We start from the raw sequence: 20,305 nt of genomic DNA, 5'->3' as shown, positions 1-20,305 counted from the left end.
ATGAAAAAGCTCCTACCATTCGTACTTCTACTTGCGGGATCTTGTGTACAGGTCCCAGAAAATTTGACTATCACGGATTCGGAAGTCAATGTCATTTATCAGGACTTTGATTTTTCAACAGTCTCTGATGCTCGAATCTCCTTGAAATTTCAGGATACCAAGGGTTTGCCCTTTGCAGGAATCCGGATTCAGCTGATCAGACCATCTGATCAAGAAGTCATCCTGACCGGTATGACTGATGCACAGGGTAGCTTCACTTCCTCTATTGCATTGCCTTCCTATCTGGATCAGGTGATCATCGAGGCCGCTTACATCGGTATTCCAAACCGGATTCTTGTTCCGGTGAAAAATGGAGAAGTCAGATTGGATTTCTTAGGCTCAGTAAAGCCCGATCAGGTCATCTCCTATGAAGTAGATCCTAACTTGATCGTCAACACCCCCGGAGCACGAATGGCCAATACTCTTCCGCTTGAGTACGCAGCGAGCTACAATTCCGCGGGTGTTCCAAGTAACCTTGAACCAGGCCTGGATTACATTTCATCCAGCCTGTTGCAATACATCAATGCCTCCCTGCCTGAGTCTATGCCGGTGCCTACCTATCACCCCTCCTATCTCGCTGATGGGAAAAAAACCACCTTGGACATCATCGAGCTTGCTGACGTGTGGTTGACATTTGTGCATGAAGGTGCCGGCTGGAGAAATTCCATCGGCTATTATGTCTATCCAACCAATGCACCGCCAAAGTCAATCGCTGACATCAAAAAAGTGACCATCCTCTTTCCAAACGCATCTTTGGTCGGAAGTGGTGGAGGATTAAAATCCGGAAACAAAGTGAAAATCGGCAGGTTTGAGGCCGGTACATCAATAGGTCTCGTGCTATTCGGAAATGGCTGGAATGGGGACAAGGTTGACGGGTATTATCACGCAGTATTTGCAGATAAAAACCTCAATCCTGAATCAGATCCTAGCCTTCGCCAACACAATGTCTTGCTCTGGGATGCTGAAAATCAACTTTTCCTTTTGGGTTTCGAGGATGTGAGAAGAGATAATATCCCCTTTAAATCTGATCAGGACTTCAATGATGCAATTTTGTTCGTCACCAGTAATCCAGTAAGGGCGATCAGTACAGAAAACGTCAGCCCGGTGGATAAACCCGGCACGTTGGATAAAGATGGAGACGGCATCAATGATAATCTGGATGAGTATCCGAGTGATCCCAATAAGGCATACAACAGCTACTATCCATCGGCAAATGGTTTTGGAAGTTTTGCCTTTGAAGACAACTGGCCCGAAATGGGAGATTACGACTTCAATGACTTGGTGGTGGATTACCAATACAAGCAAGTGATGAACAGCAAAAATGAAGTGGTGGAACTTCACCCTAAATTGAAATTCAGGGCGGCAGGAGCTGGACTTCGAAACGGATTTGGGATTTCGTTCGAGACAGAAAGCGGCAACATAAAATCTGTCACTGGATCAAAGGCCAATCCAGCAATCATCAAATTCCAGGCAAATGGGACAGAAGCCAACCAAAAAAATGCCGTGATCGTGGTCACTGAAAATGTCCACCAGTTGTTCAATACGAGCAATTTTATCAATACGCAGCCATCCGGAGGTACACACAACCCTGTAGAAGTCAATCTGGAAATCACGCTGGCCAAACCATTGACCCAGCAAAATCTCGGATTTGCTCCCTTTAATCCTTTCCTCATAGTAGGACAAGATCGCAGCAGAGAGGTTCATTTACCAGGCTATTCTCCAACTTCTCTTGCAGACGCATCCCTATTTGGTACCGGAGATGACGCCAGCAAAATCGGTCAGTCCACTAGCTTTTACAAGTCTAAGTCAGCTTTGCCATGGGCCATTAACCTACCTGAATCCTTTGCCTATCCAATAGAAAAAGCAGACGTACGAGGAGCTCACCTGAGATTTGACAAATGGGCACAAAGCGGCGGGTTTACCTTTATGGACTGGTATCGTCCTCAGTCTGGATACAGAGAACAAACAAAAATATTCAAGTAATCACAGCACTGAATCAAGCCATAATTTTACCAGCCCGGAAGCAATTTCCGGGCTATTTTTTTTTAGCCGATTTGATTTTTTTTCAAAAATAAACTGAAAAAACCACTGGTCGGCCAGAGGGTGTCATTGGTCGCAAAATGCCGTCAATTGGGCTAAAATCAGGGTTTTAGGAGTAAGATCAGCGGTACTTTTGACTATCAAAATCAAACATACCATGTACCAGAAACATAGCCTTCCACTAAGCAAAAGACTCTTTGACATTGTCGTCTCAGGTCTCCTTCTGATCCTCCTCAGCCCGCTACTTTTACTCGTCGCTTTGCTGATCAAACTTGAATCCAAAGGCCCTGTATTTTACTATTCCTACAGAGTCGGAATGAACTACCACATTTTCAAATTCTACAAATTCAGATCCATGCGAACAGATGCCGATCAATTGATCGACAAGCTGAAGCATCTCAATGCGTATCAAAAATCAGAAGATAAAACTACACACATCAAGCCGCTCAATCGAGAACGAATCCTCACCGCAACTACCGCGGAATACCGGATAAACAATTCTGGGGTGATAGTGGAGCAGAGCTACGAAAACGAAAAAAACAACCGAGCCAATCAGGCTTTTGTCAAGTTTGAAAATGATCCCAGAATCACCCGGGTGGGTAGAATCATCAGAAATCTCAGCATTGACGAGCTTCCTCAGTTAGTCAATATTTTGATTGGAGACATGTCACTGGTAGGCAACAGACCCCTGCCGCTCTACGAAGCAGAGCAGCTCACCCGCAATGAAGCCGTGGGGAGATTTCTTGGCCCTGCAGGTCTGACTGGCCTTTGGCAGGTGACTGAGCGAGGCAAAAAAGGGGTAGACGCAGACTCCCGCTGCAATCTAGACATCGAATATGCCAAAACTTACAATTTCTGGCTGGACATGAAGATCCTTCTGAAAACTCCTCTCGCAGCCATCCAACATGAAAACGTCTGATCTCATGCCGCTCAACTCTCTTTTCCAAAATCTTATCCGAAAGCCCAAAAACGGGAAGTTTATTCCATTTTTGGATGGCATGCGCTTCCTGGCTATCATGCCGGTCATCTTCCAGCATGCCAGCGAGCGCCTGCATAAATATGGGACGTTTCCCGAGCTCAATTCAGCAGAGCAATTCCTCTCATTTCTGATCTCCAGAGGCACAGTGGGTGTGTTTTTGTTCTTTGCGATCAGCGGATTTGTGCTCAGCCTACCTTTCGCCCAAGGTAGACCCAAGGAACATTATTCCGAGTATTTAAAGCGAAGGCTGTTTCGCATCGAGCCACCCTTCCTGCTTTGGATGACAATATTTGCCTTGGTTTTATTGATTAAAGGAGATTATCCGGGTGGGGAGTTGGTCCGACATTTCCTGGCTACCATTACCTATACACACCAGATTTTCTATGGAGAATACTCCATTATCAATCCCGTCGCTTGGTCTTTGGAAGTTGAAATACAGTTTTACCTCATTGCTCCATTTTTGGCCACAGCTTACTTTGGTGTAAAGCATGTCACCGAGAGACGGGCTGCATTGATCTGGGCCATCTTCTGCTATATGGTACTCCAGCATGGCTTGGATTGGCACTTGATGCCTTACAAGGCTTCCCTGCTAGGTCAATTACCTCATTTTCTAATCGGGATGCTCGCGGCAGATCTCTACACCCGACCATTGAGCTGGTTCAAAAATTCCTATGCCTGGGATGCGCTGTTCCCGGTATTGGCGATAGTGCTTGCATTTACCTGGACCGAGGAGCTGGGCAAAATGCTGCTTTTCGAAGTTGCCCTTTTGCTGGTGTTCATTGCTTCAATTTATGGCAAGTTGTTGCGGAGATTCTTGTCCTTGAATTGGGTAGTGATCATAGGGGGTATGTGCTACAGCCTGTATTTGATCCACCTACCATTGCTTGAGGGCTTTTATTTATTCGTCGGCAAATTCGGTCAATGGTCGGGCTATTTCGGTCAGTTATCGATAACGCTCAGCATTGCCCTCCCTATGATTTTATTTAGCGGTGTAATCGCTTACCGCTGGATCGAGCAGCCATTTATGAAGAGGCAAAAAACCAAAAAATCCCCTTCAGCTGAAATGACTCTCCCCGCCACCGGAAAGCTTCAAACCCGATAAAAGTTATGAAAAAGATCCTTTTCCTCCTGCTAACCCTCAGCCCACTTTGGACCTCAGCTCAAGATGTCAATTCAGAGGTAAATGTGGAGCAGCTACTTCCTTTGGACTCCTTGATCACCCTAGCTTTGGAGCAAGCTCCATTGATCAAAAGGTTGAGCATGGGACAAGCCCAGCGTGAGGAAGAGATCAAAATTGCCCGAAAAAGCTGGATGCAGCACCTGGCACTGACGGGTGGATACAACTATGGCAATGTGGTCTTGGCAGACCAGACAGCCACGCCACAGGATGTAAATACGATCTTCCGGACTAACACCTCTGCAACGTTCACTGTAGGCGTGTCGCTGAGACTTCCCCTTTCGGAATTTACGACTCAGAAAAACCGGGTTTCTATCCAAGAATTTGCTATCAAAGAAATGGAATACCAGAAAGAAGACCTGGAATTCACCATCACCCAGGAGGTGATCACTCGATACAACGACCTCCATCGGGGCTTGACCACCATCAAGTACCAAACTCAAAAAGTGGAAGCAAATGAGGCCGCTGTGCAGGTGACGGAAAACCACTTCAAAACAGGAACGGCCTCTATCGATCAATACCGAATGGCTCTCGACATCCTGACCACTTCCAAAATCGAACTGGAAAAAACAAAAAGTGACGTCTGGTACGCACTCAAATCTCTTGAACAAATCGTTGGCAGCCCAATCCTGAAATAGTCATGACATTCGTACAGATCATTCGCCTCATGGTGCGCTTTGCACCCTACATGTTGCTGACCGCAATTCTTCTGGCAGGTACTGTGGCCGTACTCACCCAAAAAAACAAAAAAGAGTACAAAAGCCACACCCTGCTGAACACAGGTCTAATCTCCGGATACACCATCGAAAGCAGCAAAGGAAACAGAATCGACTACGCTTATACCAATAACGAAATCGAAAACCTGATCAACCTGGCCACCTCTTTGGAAACCACCCGAGACCTTTCTGCACGCCTGCTCACCGAACTGATCTGGGCAGAGAAACAAGGCAAATCCCCATTACTTGGGGAAAACAAGGAAGAGTTTGCAAGTCTAATTGAAGCAGTGTCCGCTGCCGAAATTCGTGGTAACTCTAAGGAGGAAATTTATCTGTCTCTGGTCCAAATCCGGGATATGGATAAAACGAACGCAATCTATGATCTGACACACTCCAAAAACCCGCTCATCGGATTGGAAAGACTTCAGGAAATCAAGGTTTTCCGTGAAGGAAATTCTGACATGATCCGGATGGAATATGCCTCCATAGATCCCTTTATGAGTCAAAAAACACTGGAACTTCTTACTGAAATATTCATCAAAAAACAAAAAACAACGAAAGAGGGACAATCTGACTCAGTGATAAAGTTTTTTGAGGAAGCCACTCAAAAAACACTAGATAGACTTCAGAATGCCGAGGATGAGCTCCTCAAATTCAGAGTCAATAATCAGATCATCAACTACTACGAGCAGACCCGCTTCATAGCAGGAAATCGCGAAGAACTGGACAAAAAATACCAGGAACAGCTTCAAATCAAAGCAGGATCAGAGTCTACACTCAAACGATTGGAAAAGGAGATTGAAGACAAGCGGGCATTGGCTACACTGCAAAACCAGATTTCCCAAAATCAAAGCCAATTAGCCGATTACAACTTTGCTTTAATGGAACTCAACCTCATGGGTGGTGGAGCCGAAAATCTTCAAAATGAATCATTGAAGCGGGAAATCGAGCATAAAATTGCATTGCTTCGCGATGAAATGATTTCCTCCACTTTTGGTGTGATGGATGTGAACAAAACCACGGATGGCATCCCTACCCAAAATGTGCTGAGCCAATGGCTCCAAGCCCTGATCACCAGAGAAGAGTCTAGTGCCCAGCTTCAGGTAATGGATAACAGAATGAAAGAATACGATCAGATCTATGATCGATTTGCACCGTTGGGATCTACACTGCGAAGACTGGAAAGTGAAATCGATGTAGCCGAGCGCGAATACCTGGAAAACCTCCACTCCTTCAATCAGGCGAGACTTCACAAGTACAACATGCTGATGTCCACGGATCTCAAAGTCATTGATTTCCCATACTATCCTGCTCAGCCAGAGAAGTCCAAAAGAGCCATGCTGGTAATTTTGTCCTTCATAGTCGGTCTGATAATTCCGGCAGGGGTGGTTTTGGCAGCAGAGCTGGTGGACAGCAGTCTGAAAAACCCAAAAAATGCATCGAGCCAAACGGGCCTCAAAGTTTGTGGACTACTTCCACAATACCCTAAAAAGAGGGCGAAAAATCCGGTAGACTTCGAAGCACTCACACGTCAGGCGATGAATCTGTTTGTGCAGGAGTTGGTCGTCTCTTCCCCTTCAGAAAAACAAAAAGTCACAGTGGCAATCGCATCGATTCACGGTGAAGAAGGTAAGAGTACCCTCATTGACCGCGTGAATAATTTCTTGGAAAATCATTACCCTGAGGCTTTCGGCAAATTCGAATTCACAGAAATCCCCTCACTGCTCAACAATCCCTATCCTCAGAACGCAAAAAGAGAGGCTGATATTCATCTCCTGCTGGCTCGCGCAGATCGCAAGTGGAGCGAGGCTGATTCGCATGCACTGAAAGTCTACCGAAAATTGGTCGGTCAGAAGCCCCTGTTATTCCTCAACAAAGTCCGTACGGATATCATGGAAGACGTCACCGGAGAAGTTCCGAGAAAAAGATCCTGGCTGCGGGCCAAAGTAAAATCACTTCTGAATTAATTTCCCATGAATACGATTATTTGCCACAGCTTTCCTGCATGGGATTCTCCTTATATCAAATCCACGCTGGAACTCATCACCAGAATGGCTGCTACGCATCGCGTGATCTTCCTGGATTATCCATACACCCTGAAGGATTATTGGAAAACAGACTTTGCTCCAAAAGCAGAGCTTAGGGGTAAAAACGGAGGAAAAAGGCTCGTTCAGACTGACTTTGGTCCCATAGAGATTTACAATTCCTTACCTGTGATTCCCTCCAACTGGTCGGATCAACCCTGGCTTTTCGAAGCAATCATGAAAGCAAATGCGAAAATTCTGGGCAGAACGATCCGAAAAATCCTCCGCACGGTGGACCCTAAAACCACACAGGTCATCAATGCTTTCAATCCTGTCTTTGGGTATTACACCAGAAAATACTGGGGCGACATCCCGCTCACTTACTACGCCTATGACGAGCTGAGTGCTGCACCATGGGCTGGCAAATGGGGTAAAAGCTACGAGACCAAATTCCTGAATACCGTGGATCGTGTGGTGGTGAGTTCCACGGGACTCCTTGAAAAGTTTACCAAGATCCATCCGAATGTCGACTGTGTAAAAAACGGTGTCAACCTGCATCATTTTCTTGGAAATATGGCCTCCATCCGCTCAGTGAAAAAGCTTGGATACCTCGGTGCTTTTGACGAGCGAATTGATCTGGATTTAGTAAAGGAAGTTGCCTTGGCCTTTCCTGATTACATCATTGAAGTAATAGGACCCAAAAAAATCAGTCCAGGAAGTTCATTGCCAAATCATGTGGTCTTTTTGGGACCTAAGCCGCAAAATGAACTTTTGACCTACCTAAGCCAATGGTCGGTTTGTCTGATTCCTTTTTTGAAAACACCTTTTACCAAAACCATCTATCCGTTGAAAATCAACGAATATCTTGCAGCTGGCAAGCCGGTGGTGACGACTGACTTTGCCGACCTGAGTGACTTCGAAGCAATTATCCGAGTCGCATCTGATTCAGCTTCATTCATCAGGGGAATCCAGCGCGAACTCCGCGGAGACAACCGCCTCAAAGCTTCCAAACGTCGCGATTTCGCCGTCGAAAACAGCTGGGAAGTTCGGACTTCCCAGTTTCTCAAAGCAATAGCCTCCTGATTGGAGGCTTTTTTTTGGTCTCGCAATTACTGCCAGTCACCGACACTTACCGGTTACTCATCGGAATTGAAAAATAAAAAAAAGTGGCCAGGGTACTTTTGAATCCTACTTCAAAAAAAGATGAACACTTCTCCAATCCTACAAAAGAAATACGGTGCCGTGCAGCTTTTCAGCGGCTTAGGCGTCGTGTTGCTCTTTGTCTTCTTGGTGATGGGAAGCTTAATCATCAGTAAATTAGGCCTCCTAGGCGCGCTGGTACTTTTGGGATTACCGTTTGGAGTAGCCTTGTTGATGTCCTTGTGGTCATTCCCCAAGGCTGGCATTTGGCTGAGTCTGATTATGGGATTTTTGCTGTCAGGCATCAGCCGCTATGTCAATGCTCCCTGGGGTCTTTCGATCGATATTTTCCTTACACTTTCGCTTCTCATCGTCTTGATCAATAAGTCGATCCAGGTCAAATGGAAAAATGCCAATACCGACGTGGTGATTTTTTCTTTAGTCTGGATGGGCTATTTGGTGCTGGAGATCTTTAACCCAGCGGGAAATGGTTTTGAAGCTTGGTTTTATGCCATGCGAGGAATCGGCTTCTATCAAGCACTGGCTGTTCCACTGGTTTATTTGCTTTTCCCTGAGGAGAAGGATTTCCACACTTTTCTCAATCTGCTCATTTTCCTGTCTCTTCTGGGTACAGCATGGGGTTTCAGACAACAGATATTTGGTGTGGATGCAGCGGAGTACCGCTGGCTTTGGGATGAGGAGCACCACGAAGAGCATGTACTTCATGGGGTCCTGCGGGTATTCTCTTTCTACAGCGATGCCGGACAGTTTGGCGCTTCACAAGCCATGATGGCCCTTCTTACAGGTATCCTTGCCCTTGGGCCATTCTCTTGGGCAAGAAGGCTTTACTATTTGATCCTTGCAGTTGTATTCTTTTTGGGATTTGCTATCTCCGGGACACGGGGTGCTTTGGCAGTCCCTCTTTTCGGGGGCTTGGCCTATTTGGTGACTACCCGCAATTTCAAAGTCCTGTTTGCAGGACTGAGTGCCATGATTCTGGTTTTCGTCATTCTTAAGTACACGTTCCTTTTTCAGGGGGTGGAGCAGGTCAGACGAATGCGAACTGCCTTGGACCCCAATAACCGATCCCTTGAAGTGAGACTGGAAAATCAGGTGACCTTTGGCCGCTATCTCGCTGATAAGCCTTTCGGAGGCGGAATCGGCACTGCAGGTTTCTGGGGCGCGCGATTTAATCCCAACTCGCTCATGGCAAGAACCGCCACAGATAGCTGGTATGTGAAAATCTGGGCCGAAACCGGAATTGTCGGTTTGGCTATTCACTTGAGTTTTCTGGGTTTTGTGCTTGGCAAAGGTGGCGCAGTCTGCATGGGCCTCAAAGATCCCCGACGTAAAACCTTTGCCATGGCAATCTACGCCTCCATCGTGGGCGTGATCTTTTCCAGTTATGGTAATCAAGTCTTTGGGCAGATGCCCACTGGGATGATTATGAACCTGGCCATACCCTTTCTATTTCTTATTCCAACCTGGTTTGAAAAAAACACAAAAAAATGAGACTATTCCTATTCCTACTTCTGTCACTTCCCGTGACCTATCTGGCCCTGGCCGCTGTCTATCAGCTTGTCTTGGCACTGGCTTCCAAGCGCTACCGCTCTCCGAAATTGGGTGCAAAATCCGCTGGCCGAACACTTATTTTGGTTCCTGCCTATCGGGAGGATGCAGTGATCCTAGCTTCGACGGAAGCTAACCTAAAGCGAATGCCCCAAGACGGAAGCTATGACTACCTCGTAGTAGCCGATAAGCTGATGCCAGAAACTACCCAGAAACTTAGAGACCTAGGTGCAGAGGTGCTCGAGGTTAATTTTGAAAAAAGCACCAAAGTAAAATCCCTAAAAGCAGCGATGGAGTTCAAAGCCGGAAGAATGGACTACTGGCATGTGGTCATCCTCGATGCGGACAATCAGCTTGATGAAAACTTTATCCCTGTCGCACTTCAATACAGAGCTTTGGGCTATCGTGTACTTCAGGGAGAGCGGCTTGCCGCCAATTCACTCAACGGCATGGAAATCTTGGATGGACTATCCGAAAAAGCCAATCAGGAAATGCTCTGCAAAGGTGCCAATCAACTGGGCTTCTCCAGCAAGCTCACCGGTTCAGCGATGGTTTTGGACTATGATCTTTTTCAGCTTATTCTTCAGTTGCTACGGGCCATAGGTGGATTTGACAAGGAGATGGAACTCCTGCTCACCGCCATGGGAGAGTCTATCCAATACGCCCCTGAACTTCGGGTTTGGGATGAAAAAGTAAGCAGCAACCAGGCTTTTGCCAAACAGCGGGGACGCTGGCTGGAGAGCCAATACACTTTTCTCAAAAAATCCATCAGATCAGCCACCAGAGGTTTATTCAGAGGAAATTCGGACTATTTCCACAAAAGCATCCAGCTCGCCCTTCCTCCTCGGGTCCTAGCGCCAGTGGCACTTCTTTTCTTTGCTACACTCGCTTCATTGCTTGGGTTTACTGGTCTGGTCTGGTTCTCCTCGCTGGCGCTGGTCGCACTGATCGGGTCGTATTTGCTGGTCTTGCCCAGCACACTTTGGAAAGCCGACTTAGGCAAAATCTTACTGGCCTTGCCAGGTTTGGTGGGTTCAGCTTTTCAAGCCTTAAGCTGGATGAAACGGTCCAAAAAGGAATTTCTCCACACTTCCCATAGCCTGCAAAAGTTATGATCACTGAAGGAATGCCTTGGGCCATTCTCCTCCCGGTGGCCTTTTTATTTCTTCTTTGGGGAATAGCACGCGGGAAAAAAGAGGCTGAAGAAAGCCGCCCTGAGGTGATCGGAAAAACCAAATCCAAAAAGAGGAAAAATCAATCATCGCCCAAGATCCGCCACTGAGCGGGGGTTTGGGGTCATCCATCTTATCCTCCCCAAAAACCACTGGGATCTACCTTGTTTTGCATCAAATCAGCATATGCTATGACCACATCTTTATCTATTCTGATCATCGTAAAATCTCTCCCCTGGAAATTCAAGGGAGGAATCCAAACCCACTCTTGGGACCTAGCGAGAGCGCTTAGCCAAAAAGGACACCAAGTGACCATCCTTACCGGGGGTCCTTTTCTCTCCAGGGAAACTACTACTGAACAGGAGGGTATCACATTGGTCGAAATCCCATTCTTTCCTGGCAGGTATATTCCTGGCATATCTTTTTTGGCAGAAGAACTTGCCTTCAACCTCCAAGTGAAAAGCTGGGTCAAGAGAAATAAAGACCTCTTTGATATCATCCATGCACAGGGCAGAAGTGGATACTTTCTCTACCAGCTTCCTGAGATCCAGCACAAACTCGTCCAGACTATTCATGGAAATACCGGAACTGAGGCCTCCTCTGACTTTCGGAATATCAATGCGAAAGTCCATGCTTACTTTGCGCAGATCTGGGAAAAAAAATCACTGCAGAATGTCCGAAAAACCATTGCGGTCAGCCAGGATCTGAAAAATTCGGTGGGAAAAATAACGTTTCACGTCACACCATCCATTGAGGTAATTCCCAACGGCGTCGGAATCAATGAGTCGCCCTCCGCCATCAGCACAAGTCCCCAGCGTGTCGATCGCTTTGTCTTTGTGGGAAGATTGCATCCGGTCAAAGGTTTAATCCCAATCATTCAGGCACTGAAAAATGCTGAAAAAAAGGTATATCTAGATATCATTGGTGATGGGCCACAGCGGACCGAACTGGAGGAATTAATCGAAGCTCTGGACCTGACAGATCAGGTAAGGCTCCTAGGCTCCTATACCAATAGCTCAGTACAACTTTTACTCCCACATTATATCGGATTAGTACTTCCCTCGGTCTACGAATCTCAAGGAATCGTCCTGCTGGAAGCCAATCTGAAAGGAATCCCGGTGGTGGCAACAGATCTCCCCTCGATTCGGGAAAGTATCATCCATGGCAAAAACGGGCTGCTCTGTGACCTCCAACGGCCAGAGGAATTTGTCGAGGCCATGATTTACCTCCAGGAAAATCCAATTGAGGCAAAAAAAATGGGGCTGATTGGACAAGCTTGGGTTAAAGAAAACTACAACTGGTCCAAGATCGCTGACTTGACCATCAACCTCTATCATCAACTGGCAAGCTGATGAAAAAGTCTGCTCTCGAAAAAGTCATGGGTGCTCTGGGTGGGCAAAGCCTTTTTCTTTTGACGAATATGCTGTCTTTTCTGATAGTAGTGAAGATTTTCAGCCCGGGGGATTTTGCATCATGGGGATTCTACCTGTCTCTGATGGCCCTATTGGATGGCATTCGGCAGGGGCTCATCCAGAATGGACTCACTCGCTACCTGATCCAATATCCAAGACGGGAAAAATCGCTCCTGAGCTCAGCCCTTGTATTACATCTGGGATTCATTGGACTTCTCTCTCTGATACTCTATGCATTTGCAGGACCCATCAGTGCATTTTGGAATCTCCCCGAGATGGAAGTTCTCCTTCGATACGCTTGGCTTTCCTTGCTGTCATCCGGAAGCCTCCAGAGTCTTTATGCATTACTTTTTGCCAAAGGAAAAAGCCGAACCTACTTCTTCCTCAATTTGTATTACCTCCTTGGAACCGGCCTTGTCTTACTCTATCTATCCAGTACCGAGCAAATCGGCCTGTTGGAATTACTTTGGGCCCAAAGTGCGGTAGGACTCCTGCTCGTGGTCTATGGTGGAATCTCCAGCGGAATTCTGGCTTTTGCCCGACCGTCTCTTTTTTGGATCGGTAAATTACTGGCATTTGGAAAGCACGTAGCTGGAACAAACGCTTTTTCGCTGCTTTTTCAAAAGGCAGATCTTTGGATGATTGGGTATTTTCTGGATGCTAAATCGGTGGCCCTGTTCCTTTTGGCTACCAAGGTAATCCAATACATCGATCTCCCTCTGAGTGCTTTGAGCCAAATGATTTATCCCCGATTAGCTGCTACTGGTCGAAGCAATGACGCCATTGAACTGAATTTCGAACTCGCCCGGGCCATCCTCCTTTTATTTGCACTCATTCTTCCGGGTGTACTTCTGGTGCTGGTGTTTTCGGATTCGATTATCCTCCTCCTCAGTACCGGACAATACCTGGACGCAGCGCCGCTGATCATTCTTCTCTCGTTGGCCAGCTTGGCCAAACCATGGGGAAGAGTGCTCGGGATGGCACTGGATGCTTCAGGCAAGCCGGAGATTAATCTCCAAATGCTGGCAATGAGCCTAGTCATCAATGTGATTGGCAATGCCATCCTGATCCCAATCTATGGGGTGATCGGGGCAGCGTTTGCTACCAGCATGAGCACGGTACTGACCATTGCAATCGGTCAGGTCAGAATACGCAGATACTTGGATATTCTTCCCTTTAACAAACAAACGCTGCTCATCTGGAGCATTCTTTCAAAACATCTAAAACTTAAACTAGTATGAATCTAACATTTGGAGTAGCTCAGGTACATACCTCAGCTCGAATGAAAAGCAATCCGACCCTTGCCAAAGTATTCAACAAGGTCTTTGGATACACAAACCTGGGCAACTACGCCCGATTCACCATCTTCAAAAAACTGGTAGCTCAACTTCCTCTGCCTGAGAATGGTAGGATCCTTGACCTCGGCACCGGATATGGAGAATATGCCATCAGTATGGCCAAAGCAATGCCTAAGGCTTGGATTTACGCGCTCGACATTGATCGCGAACGAATCCTGACACTCAGAACTGCGCTGGAGAAAAGTGAAATCACAAACATCAGTACCTATTGCCAAAAAGTAGAAACGACCTTTCTTTCCAATCTGGATTTTGTATTTGCCATCGATGTTTTTGAGCATATCAAGCCCGAGGAAATGCCCTTTGCTTCGGTATATCAGCGACTGGACGAAGGCGGCCATTTTCTGGTCAAGATCCCTAATGTCACTCAGCGCACCATTTTCCCTGCCCGTTGGTTTGAAGAGCACCAAGATTGGCTGGACGAGGAGCATGTGGGACAGGTCTATGATCTGGATGGTCTGAAAAATCGATTTGTAGCAGAAGGTTTTGATATCGTCCACGCATCCTATTCGGATGGATATTTGTCCCGATTGGGCTGGGAATTAGCTTATTTGGGCAAAAAACAGGGAATCCTGGGTCAGCTGCTCAGTTTGCCAGTCGCAAAAGGATTGGTTCTTCTGGACCGCTTGGTTCACCGAAACACCTGGGGAAATGCGATCCAAGTCATCGGTAAAAAGCCTGTCCAGTGAAAACGCCTAGAGTAAGTGTCATCACTGTCAACTACAAGCAGCGAGAAGTCACGGCAGATCTGCTGAGAAGTCTCCTGCTGGCAGGCTATCCCAATCTGGAAATAGTCTTGGTTGACAATGAATCAGATGGATCAGACCGAGAATTTTATTCCGGCCTGATTCCTGAGATCACCTATCTGTATTCCAGAGAAAATCTCGGCTTTGCCGGTGCCAATAATCTGGGAATTCAAGCTGCGCAGGGTGAATTTCTCTTCTTTCTCAATAATGACACTGAAATCAGCAATGGGCTGATTGAGCATTTGCTGATGGGTTTTGAAGACTCCACCGTCGGTGCAGTATCGCCTACCATACGATATGCAGAAAATCCCTCTAATATTCAGTTTGCCGGATATACCTCGATCAATCCGCTGACAGGAAGAAATCATCCCATTCAGGTCCAGCCAGTCGATGGCTGGACCGAGTCCCCCTATTTTCATGGAGCGGCGGTACTGATTCCTAAGCGAGTGATCGACTCAGCTGGCGTCATGCCCGAAGAATATTTCCTCTACTACGAGGAATTGGACTGGTCAGTACGAATCAGGGAAAAAGGCTATCGAATCCTAGTGGCCGGTGAAGTAACCATTCTTCACAAAGAATCCATCAGCACGGGAAAAAACAGTCCACTCAAAGTCTACTACCAAACCCGAAACCGGATCCGATTTATGAAGCAAAACTCGCGGTATTACCGGCTTTTTATTGGTTTTTTTCTTGCGTTCAGTTTACCCAAAAATCTGATCAGGTTACCCGAAATCCACAAAAAAGCATTTAAAATGGCCTGCCAGGATGCTTTGCTTCTGGGGAAATTCGGCTGGAAAGACCCGATAAATTTTCTTCCTTGAGTTTGCTTCACCGATCCTATCTGTCACTCACCGATTTCTAACTACCCTTGGTCGAAATCGGGAATTGAAAACTTGCTGACACACTAATTTCATCCCAATAAACCTCTGGAAATTATGGAATTCTTATTTTGGAACTCGGCTGCTATCATCTTGTTCACCTTTGCCGGCTATGGAGTCGTCATCACCCTGCTCGCACGCTTTGGCTCTCGAAAGATGAGCTATCCCCAGCTTGAGGATGAAGATTTGCCTGAAGTTACCTTGATCGTCGCCTGTTTCAATGAAGAAGATATCCTCCGGGAAAAAGTAGCCAATAGCCTAAGCCTCGATTATCCAAAAGACAAGCTTAACCTTTGCTTTGTCACCGATGGAAGTACGGACAATTCCGTCAAGCTACTCCAATCACTCGAAGGAATCGAGGTAAGTCACTCCCCGGCTCGAAAGGGAAAAATCGCCGCTATCAATCGGATCATGCCAGAGATCCATACCCCGATTACTATTTTCACAGATGCGAATGTGATGCTGAATCCGGGTGCCATCCGAGCTTTGGTGCATCCTTTCCAATCCAATCTGGTAGCGGCAGTTTCCGGAGAGAAGGTCGTCATGGCTGAATCCAGGGACGGGGCAAGCGCTTCAGGCGAGGGTTTCTATTGGAAATACGAGTCCTATCTGAAAAAGAAAGATGCCGAATGGAATACCCTGGTAGGTTCTGCAGGTGAACTTTTGGCACTCAGAACCCAACTATATGAAGCTCCTGAGGAAGATACCGTCATTGAGGATTTTGTGATGACGGTACGATTGGCAGCGGCTGGCTACCGGATAGACTATGCTCCAGAAGCACTGGCTGTGGAGACCGGATCGGCTAATGTGGAAGAAGAAAAAAAGCGGAAAATCAGAATTTCGGCGGGGGGAATTCAAGCCATCAGTCGTCTCCCACAAGCCTGGCGAGTAGATTTACATCCAGGAATGACTTTCCAGTATCTTTCTCATCGGGTACTCCGCTGGACAGCCATGCCCATTGCCCTATTCCTTTTACTAGTGACGGGATTTACACTGAGCAGCCAGGATCTCATCTATGAATTGGCTGCCTGGACACAGATGGGCTTTTATGGTTTGGCAGGTCTGGGCTATGCCTTTAGGAATAAATCTATCCGACTAAAAATCCTGCATATTCCTTTTTATTTTGTCTTCATGCATGCCTGCGTAGTGCAGGGATGGTGGAGATTCTTCAAAGGAAAACAGGCCGTCACCTGGGAAAAAGCCCAACGGGCCGCTCCCAGACTGGTGACTTTAGATTAAAGCAGATTCAGCCTGCTGATCAGACTTTCTTTATTTGCTCTGGAAATGGGGATAACCTTGTCATCGATCAGGAGATTGGACTCTTCGATGTCGATGATTTTGGAAATATTGACCACAAATGAGCGGTGAACTTTTTGGAAGTTGAAGTTTTCGAGCCGATCCTGAACCTTCTTGATGGTCGTATGGACGATGTAGCCTTTGGCTTTTGTCTTAAACAAGGCATAATCGCCTTTGGCCTCCACAAAAAGAATATCCTCGATCTTCACTTTTACGAGCTTGTTGTCCACTTTCAGAAAAAGGCTGTTGTCGATGATTTTCGACATGTTGGCGTTGGCACGCTCAGCTTTTTTAAGCCGGTCAAAGCTGGCTTTTGCGACTTGAATCGCCGCATTGACTTCTTTGACTCCGTAGGGCTTGACCAAATAGCCAAATGGCCCCATATCTCTGGCCCTGCCGATGGTGACATTATCAGCGAAAGCTGTGGTAAAAATAAATGGAATGTCAAATTGGTCGCGGATGATTTCTGCCAGCTCTACCCCATCAATGTCTCCGGCAATCTGGATGTCCAGAAGTGCCAATTCTGGCTGGTGAATATTACAGAGTTCGATGGCATCGTTCGCATTATCTGCAACCCCTACTACCTGATGATCCAGCATTCTCAATATATCCCCGACACTTTCGGAGATCATCTGATCATCTTCTACAATTAGAATTTTCATACGGCCTAAGTTCTATCTGACTTGATCGGAAATTAGGCACAAAATTTTAATTAACCCATAGGTAAAAGTAGGATAAACTCCGAACCTTGATTTGTATCGCTCACGACCGAGATGGTTCCTCCATGCATTTCTATAAATTCCTTTGCGATAGACAATCCAAGCCCCGATCCTTGGATATTTTTCACATTGGTAGCTCTGTAAAAGGAGGAAAAAAGTCCTTTCTGATCTTTGGCCGGAATTCCAATCCCGAAGTCCTTCACCAGAATCCTGGCGTGTGAGAGTATTTCAAATGAAATTGTCACTTTGGGATCGGGTTTCCCCTCCGAATACTTCAGAGCATTGGTGAATAGATTACCTAGAATATGCTCCATAAGCATCGAATCGGCAGGCACCTCTTGCTTTACACCGATGACGTTGAGCTGAATGCTTCGCCCATCCATGCGACCTGCGGTGATGCGTTGAATAAGCTGAAGCGAGAGCGCAACCAAATCCGTCGGTTTTTTGGTGATTTCGACCTTTCCTGCTTCTATTTTTCCAAGTAAAAGCATGTCATTCATTAATGAGGTGACGCGGCTGATCTCTGAGGATATCCTACTGAAATAGGTAGAAAAAGCAGGCTTCAACTCCGCATTTTTCAATTCCAGGGCATATTCGATCAAATCCACATTTTGCTTGATCGTAGTGAGCGGAGTCTTGAATTCGTGGGAAGTCATGGAGACAAAGCGTGACTTGAGTTCACTCAGTTCCCGCTCTTTGGTCAGGGCTTTCTCCATTTCATCTTTTGAATTTTTCTGCATGGTAATGTCCCGCGCAAAAGCAGTGAAGGAGTGCTCGCCATTGGTAACCAGAGGAATAATGGATAGCTCGATCGGAAACTCACGACCTGATTTATGCAGAGCGGTGATTTCGATCCGCTGATTCAATACGGGACCATGACCAGTGGCCATGTAGTTATTCATGCCTTCAAAATGCGCCTTGCGATGCTGATTTGGAATAATGTTTTCGGTGAGATGATGTCCCACCACTTCCTCTTGTGTCCAGCCAAAAATCTGAGTAGCCTGCGGATTCCATTCCTTAATTCTACCCAGATCATCTATGGTAATGATTGCATCCAAAGCTGAATTGATGACTGTTCGGAGTTTGTTTTCGCTTTCGCGAAGTTCCTTTTCCGCTTTTTCCTGTTTTCGTTTAGACTTGGCATTTTTTAGTCGACCCGCAGCAAGATTGGAAATGATGGTGAGGGTTTCCAGATGTTTGTCCGTAAAAAAATTACGATCCTGATGCTCTGAATCGATGATGCCGATGACTTTATTTTCAAATAATATCGGAACGGTGATCTCGGAAAGCCTAACCTCATCGTCTGATATATACCGGGGATCTTTGGAGGTATCGGAAATAATCTCTGCTTTGCCAGTCATTGCTACGGTACCGACGATTCCTTTTCCAAATTGAACTTCGATCGGATCCTTTATTTTCCGTTGTCCTGCATCCTTAGGGCCATAAGCTGCCAATTGTTCCAGACAGGCTTTTTCTTCATTAAGGATGTAAATCACACAGTCTTTAAACCCAAAATTGTGAATGACATTTTCGACGATCTCCCAAGAAATCGAATGGATATCATCCTGATCCAACAGCTTGGTCACAAAACTGTTGATAGAAGAAAGAAACTGCTGACTTTCGGAGAGTTTTAAGTTTTGAGCAAGTAGGGTTTCCTGTTGCTCAAAAAGTTTCTGTCTGTTTTCAGCAGAGGTAAGCACAAATCCTGCATAGCGGGCAAATAGTCTGAAGAATTGCAGGTCGTAATCTGAAAAACTATCCCGATTTTGTGAGGTAGATCCCAAAAGTATGGCACCAAACTTCCTGTCATTGACGTAGATAGGCATGCTGAGCATGCTTTTCAGACCGATGGTTTTGATCGTAGGATAATCACGATAGGCAGAGTTTGCCAAGTCGGGAATAGCAATCAATCTTTCTTCCAGATAGGAAATTCCGGAGACCGATTTATGGATAGGCAATGCCTTTTGGTAAAAGGCAGGAACAGTGTCATTCTGAAGGCTCTGAATAGTAAGGAGGTTGTCATCCACAGCCTTTACCACTCCACCCAAAGGCATTTCAAAATATTCTGAAACGATCCGCAACCCTTCTTGTAGCTGCCTCTCCAGGGTATAGGAAAGATCAGAGGTGATCGAGTTCAGCGATTCCAATCCATGGGTATACCGATCAAGATCTTTTTTAATCTGTCGAAGTTCCAGCTCATTTTTCTTCCGCTCAGTGATATCGACATGGACTCCGATAGACCCGGTGCGCCTACCCGTGAGATCAAATGTCGGCGCACCGGAGATCAAGCCAAAGAACGAGCTGCCGTCCTTTCGGATAAGTTCCACTTCATAGGCACTGGCTTTATTCTTTTCCCTCAATCGGTGTTGCTCCTCTATTTTTTCCTTCGTCTCCGCCCGGACCAATAGATCAGAAGCAACATTTCCCAAAAGCTCTTCTCTGGAATAGCCTGTGATGAGAGTCATGGTATCATTGACAAAGAGGATTCGCTCATTGACATCCACTTCCATGAGCCCAAACTGAAGATTTTCCAAAATGCCCCTGTACTTTTCTTCGGACAACTTTAGCCCATTTTCCAGGTTATGGCGATCGGTACGGATTCTGGCTATTGCGATAGCACCTTTCAATATCTCATCGCGGTAGATCAGCTGTACTTTCTGACCAATCCATTCTATTTTTCCTTCCTTGGACTGAACCGGAAATTCCAAGTACGAGGATTTATCTCCACACTCTATCTGATATTTGTAGAATAAGGCTACGTTTTCGCGGTAGCTCGGTTCAATCAAATCCAAATAATGCATTGTCAATAACTCAGCTCGGGAATAACCCAAAAGCTGAACGGCCATGCCATTCACAAAAGTGAAATGCCCGGTGACATCAATCTCATAAATGATATCCAGCGCCTCTTCTACCAAGACGCGGTATCTGTCAATAGAAAAGCTTGGAAAGTCAGCGTCTTGATCCAAGGGACGTCGATTTAGAAAGGGGAAATTCTTTTCCAAAAGATAAGGCTAAGTTAAATGAGCCCAAAGGAAAATAAGTC

15 protein-coding genes are annotated in these 20,305 nt (G+C 46.2%); 13 read left to right on the top strand and 2 right to left on the bottom strand.

The features are described from left to right. From DK188_RS01475 to DK188_RS01415, 13 genes are all read left to right on the top strand, one after another. Positions 1-2,022 carry an LruC domain-containing protein gene (locus tag DK188_RS01475; RefSeq protein ID WP_111669006.1) on the top strand — a complete coding sequence of 674 codons (2,022 nt, stop codon included), beginning with the start codon at positions 1-3 and terminating at the stop codon, positions 2,020-2,022. 214 nt (positions 2,023-2,236) lie between these two features. Further along, positions 2,237-2,998 (top strand): sugar transferase, encoded by a 762-nt coding sequence (locus tag DK188_RS01470; RefSeq protein ID WP_111669005.1) that lies wholly within the window; start codon positions 2,237-2,239, stop codon positions 2,996-2,998. Beyond that, positions 2,985-4,160, top strand: a complete 1,176-nt coding sequence (locus DK188_RS01465; protein WP_111669004.1) for an acyltransferase family protein — start codon at positions 2,985-2,987, stop codon at positions 4,158-4,160. The genes DK188_RS01470 and DK188_RS01465 overlap by 14 nt, the downstream gene beginning before the upstream one ends. 5 nt (positions 4,161-4,165) lie before the next feature. After that, entirely contained in the window at positions 4,166-4,873 is a 708-nt protein-coding gene (locus DK188_RS01460; protein WP_111669003.1) for a TolC family protein, read from the top strand. 2 nt (positions 4,874-4,875) lie between these two features. Continuing rightward, positions 4,876-6,918, top strand: a complete 2,043-nt coding sequence (locus tag DK188_RS01455; protein ID WP_111669002.1) for a GumC family protein — start codon at positions 4,876-4,878, stop codon at positions 6,916-6,918. A gap of 6 nt (positions 6,919-6,924) precedes the next feature. Beyond that, positions 6,925-8,058, top strand: a complete 1,134-nt coding sequence (locus DK188_RS01450) for a glycosyltransferase (RefSeq protein WP_111669001.1) — start codon at positions 6,925-6,927, stop codon at positions 8,056-8,058. 120 nt (positions 8,059-8,178) lie between these two features. Beyond that, positions 8,179-9,627: an O-antigen ligase family protein gene (locus DK188_RS01445; protein ID WP_111669000.1), complete on the top strand. Its 1,449-nt coding sequence runs from the start codon at positions 8,179-8,181 to the stop codon at positions 9,625-9,627. Next, positions 9,624-10,799 (top strand): glycosyltransferase, encoded by a 1,176-nt coding sequence (locus tag DK188_RS01440; protein ID WP_111668999.1) that lies wholly within the window; start codon positions 9,624-9,626, stop codon positions 10,797-10,799. Before DK188_RS01445 ends, DK188_RS01440 begins: the two co-directional genes overlap by 4 nt. Positions 10,800-11,047: 248 nt before the next feature. Then, entirely contained in the window at positions 11,048-12,208 is a 1,161-nt protein-coding gene (locus tag DK188_RS01435; protein WP_111668998.1) for a glycosyltransferase family 4 protein, read from the top strand. Beyond that, the gene (locus DK188_RS01430) at positions 12,208-13,509 is read left to right on the top strand and encodes an oligosaccharide flippase family protein (protein WP_111668997.1); all 1,302 of its coding nucleotides are present in this window, start codon (positions 12,208-12,210) and stop codon (positions 13,507-13,509) included. The genes DK188_RS01435 and DK188_RS01430 overlap by 1 nt, the downstream gene beginning before the upstream one ends. Further along, positions 13,506-14,312, top strand: coding sequence for a class I SAM-dependent methyltransferase (locus tag DK188_RS01425; RefSeq protein ID WP_111668996.1), 807 nt, complete (start codon positions 13,506-13,508; stop codon positions 14,310-14,312). The genes DK188_RS01430 and DK188_RS01425 overlap by 4 nt, the downstream gene beginning before the upstream one ends. Then, the gene (locus tag DK188_RS01420; RefSeq protein WP_111668995.1) at positions 14,309-15,190 is read left to right on the top strand and encodes a glycosyltransferase family 2 protein; all 882 of its coding nucleotides are present in this window, start codon (positions 14,309-14,311) and stop codon (positions 15,188-15,190) included. The genes DK188_RS01425 and DK188_RS01420 overlap by 4 nt, the downstream gene beginning before the upstream one ends. Positions 15,191-15,304: 114 nt before the next feature. Beyond that, the gene (locus tag DK188_RS01415; protein ID WP_111668994.1) at positions 15,305-16,486 is read left to right on the top strand and encodes a glycosyltransferase family 2 protein; all 1,182 of its coding nucleotides are present in this window, start codon (positions 15,305-15,307) and stop codon (positions 16,484-16,486) included. On the opposite strand, the gene DK188_RS01410 is transcribed toward DK188_RS01415, so the two are convergent. Both DK188_RS01410 and DK188_RS01405 read right to left on the bottom strand, forming a co-directional pair. Beyond that, the gene (locus DK188_RS01410; RefSeq protein WP_111668993.1) at positions 16,483-17,205 is read right to left on the bottom strand and encodes a LytR/AlgR family response regulator transcription factor; all 723 of its coding nucleotides are present in this window, start codon (positions 17,203-17,205) and stop codon (positions 16,483-16,485) included. The two genes, DK188_RS01415 and DK188_RS01410, sit on opposite strands and share 4 nt — an antisense overlap. Before the next feature lie 50 nt (positions 17,206-17,255). Next, positions 17,256-20,228 carry a PAS domain S-box protein gene (locus tag DK188_RS01405; protein WP_198672951.1) on the bottom strand — a complete coding sequence of 991 codons (2,973 nt, stop codon included), beginning with the start codon at positions 20,226-20,228 and terminating at the stop codon, positions 17,256-17,258. Between the last annotated feature and the right edge of the window lie 77 nt (positions 20,229-20,305).

Source organism: Algoriphagus litoralis (assembly GCF_003259255.1).
Taxonomy (GTDB): domain Bacteria; phylum Bacteroidota; class Bacteroidia; order Cytophagales; family Cyclobacteriaceae; genus Algoriphagus; species Algoriphagus litoralis.
This window is presented reverse-complemented; position numbering and strand designations above follow the sequence as displayed.

Excerpts from the sequence above, each read along its gene's own strand:
- DK188_RS01430 (WP_111668997.1), top strand. The coding sequence starts at position 12,208 with ATGAAAAAGTCTGCTCTCGAAAAAGTCATGGGTGCTCTGGGTGGGCAA.
- DK188_RS01475 (WP_111669006.1), top strand. The coding sequence starts at position 1 with ATGAAAAAGCTCCTACCATTCGTACTTCTACTTGCGGGATCTTGTGTA.
- DK188_RS01435 (WP_111668998.1), top strand. The coding sequence starts at position 11,048 with ATGACCACATCTTTATCTATTCTGATCATCGTAAAATCTCTCCCCTGG.
- DK188_RS01470 (WP_111669005.1), top strand. The coding sequence starts at position 2,237 with ATGTACCAGAAACATAGCCTTCCACTAAGCAAAAGACTCTTTGACATT.
- DK188_RS01410 (WP_111668993.1), bottom strand. The coding sequence starts at position 17,205 with ATGAAAATTCTAATTGTAGAAGATGATCAGATGATCTCCGAAAGTGTC.
- DK188_RS01460 (WP_111669003.1), top strand. The coding sequence starts at position 4,166 with ATGAAAAAGATCCTTTTCCTCCTGCTAACCCTCAGCCCACTTTGGACC.
- DK188_RS01465 (WP_111669004.1), top strand. The coding sequence starts at position 2,985 with ATGAAAACGTCTGATCTCATGCCGCTCAACTCTCTTTTCCAAAATCTT.
- DK188_RS01425 (WP_111668996.1), top strand. The coding sequence starts at position 13,506 with ATGAATCTAACATTTGGAGTAGCTCAGGTACATACCTCAGCTCGAATG.
- DK188_RS01440 (WP_111668999.1), top strand. The coding sequence starts at position 9,624 with ATGAGACTATTCCTATTCCTACTTCTGTCACTTCCCGTGACCTATCTG.
- DK188_RS01450 (WP_111669001.1), top strand. The coding sequence starts at position 6,925 with ATGAATACGATTATTTGCCACAGCTTTCCTGCATGGGATTCTCCTTAT.
- DK188_RS01445 (WP_111669000.1), top strand. The coding sequence starts at position 8,179 with ATGAACACTTCTCCAATCCTACAAAAGAAATACGGTGCCGTGCAGCTT.
- DK188_RS01415 (WP_111668994.1), top strand. The coding sequence starts at position 15,305 with ATGGAATTCTTATTTTGGAACTCGGCTGCTATCATCTTGTTCACCTTT.
- DK188_RS01455 (WP_111669002.1), top strand. The coding sequence starts at position 4,876 with ATGACATTCGTACAGATCATTCGCCTCATGGTGCGCTTTGCACCCTAC.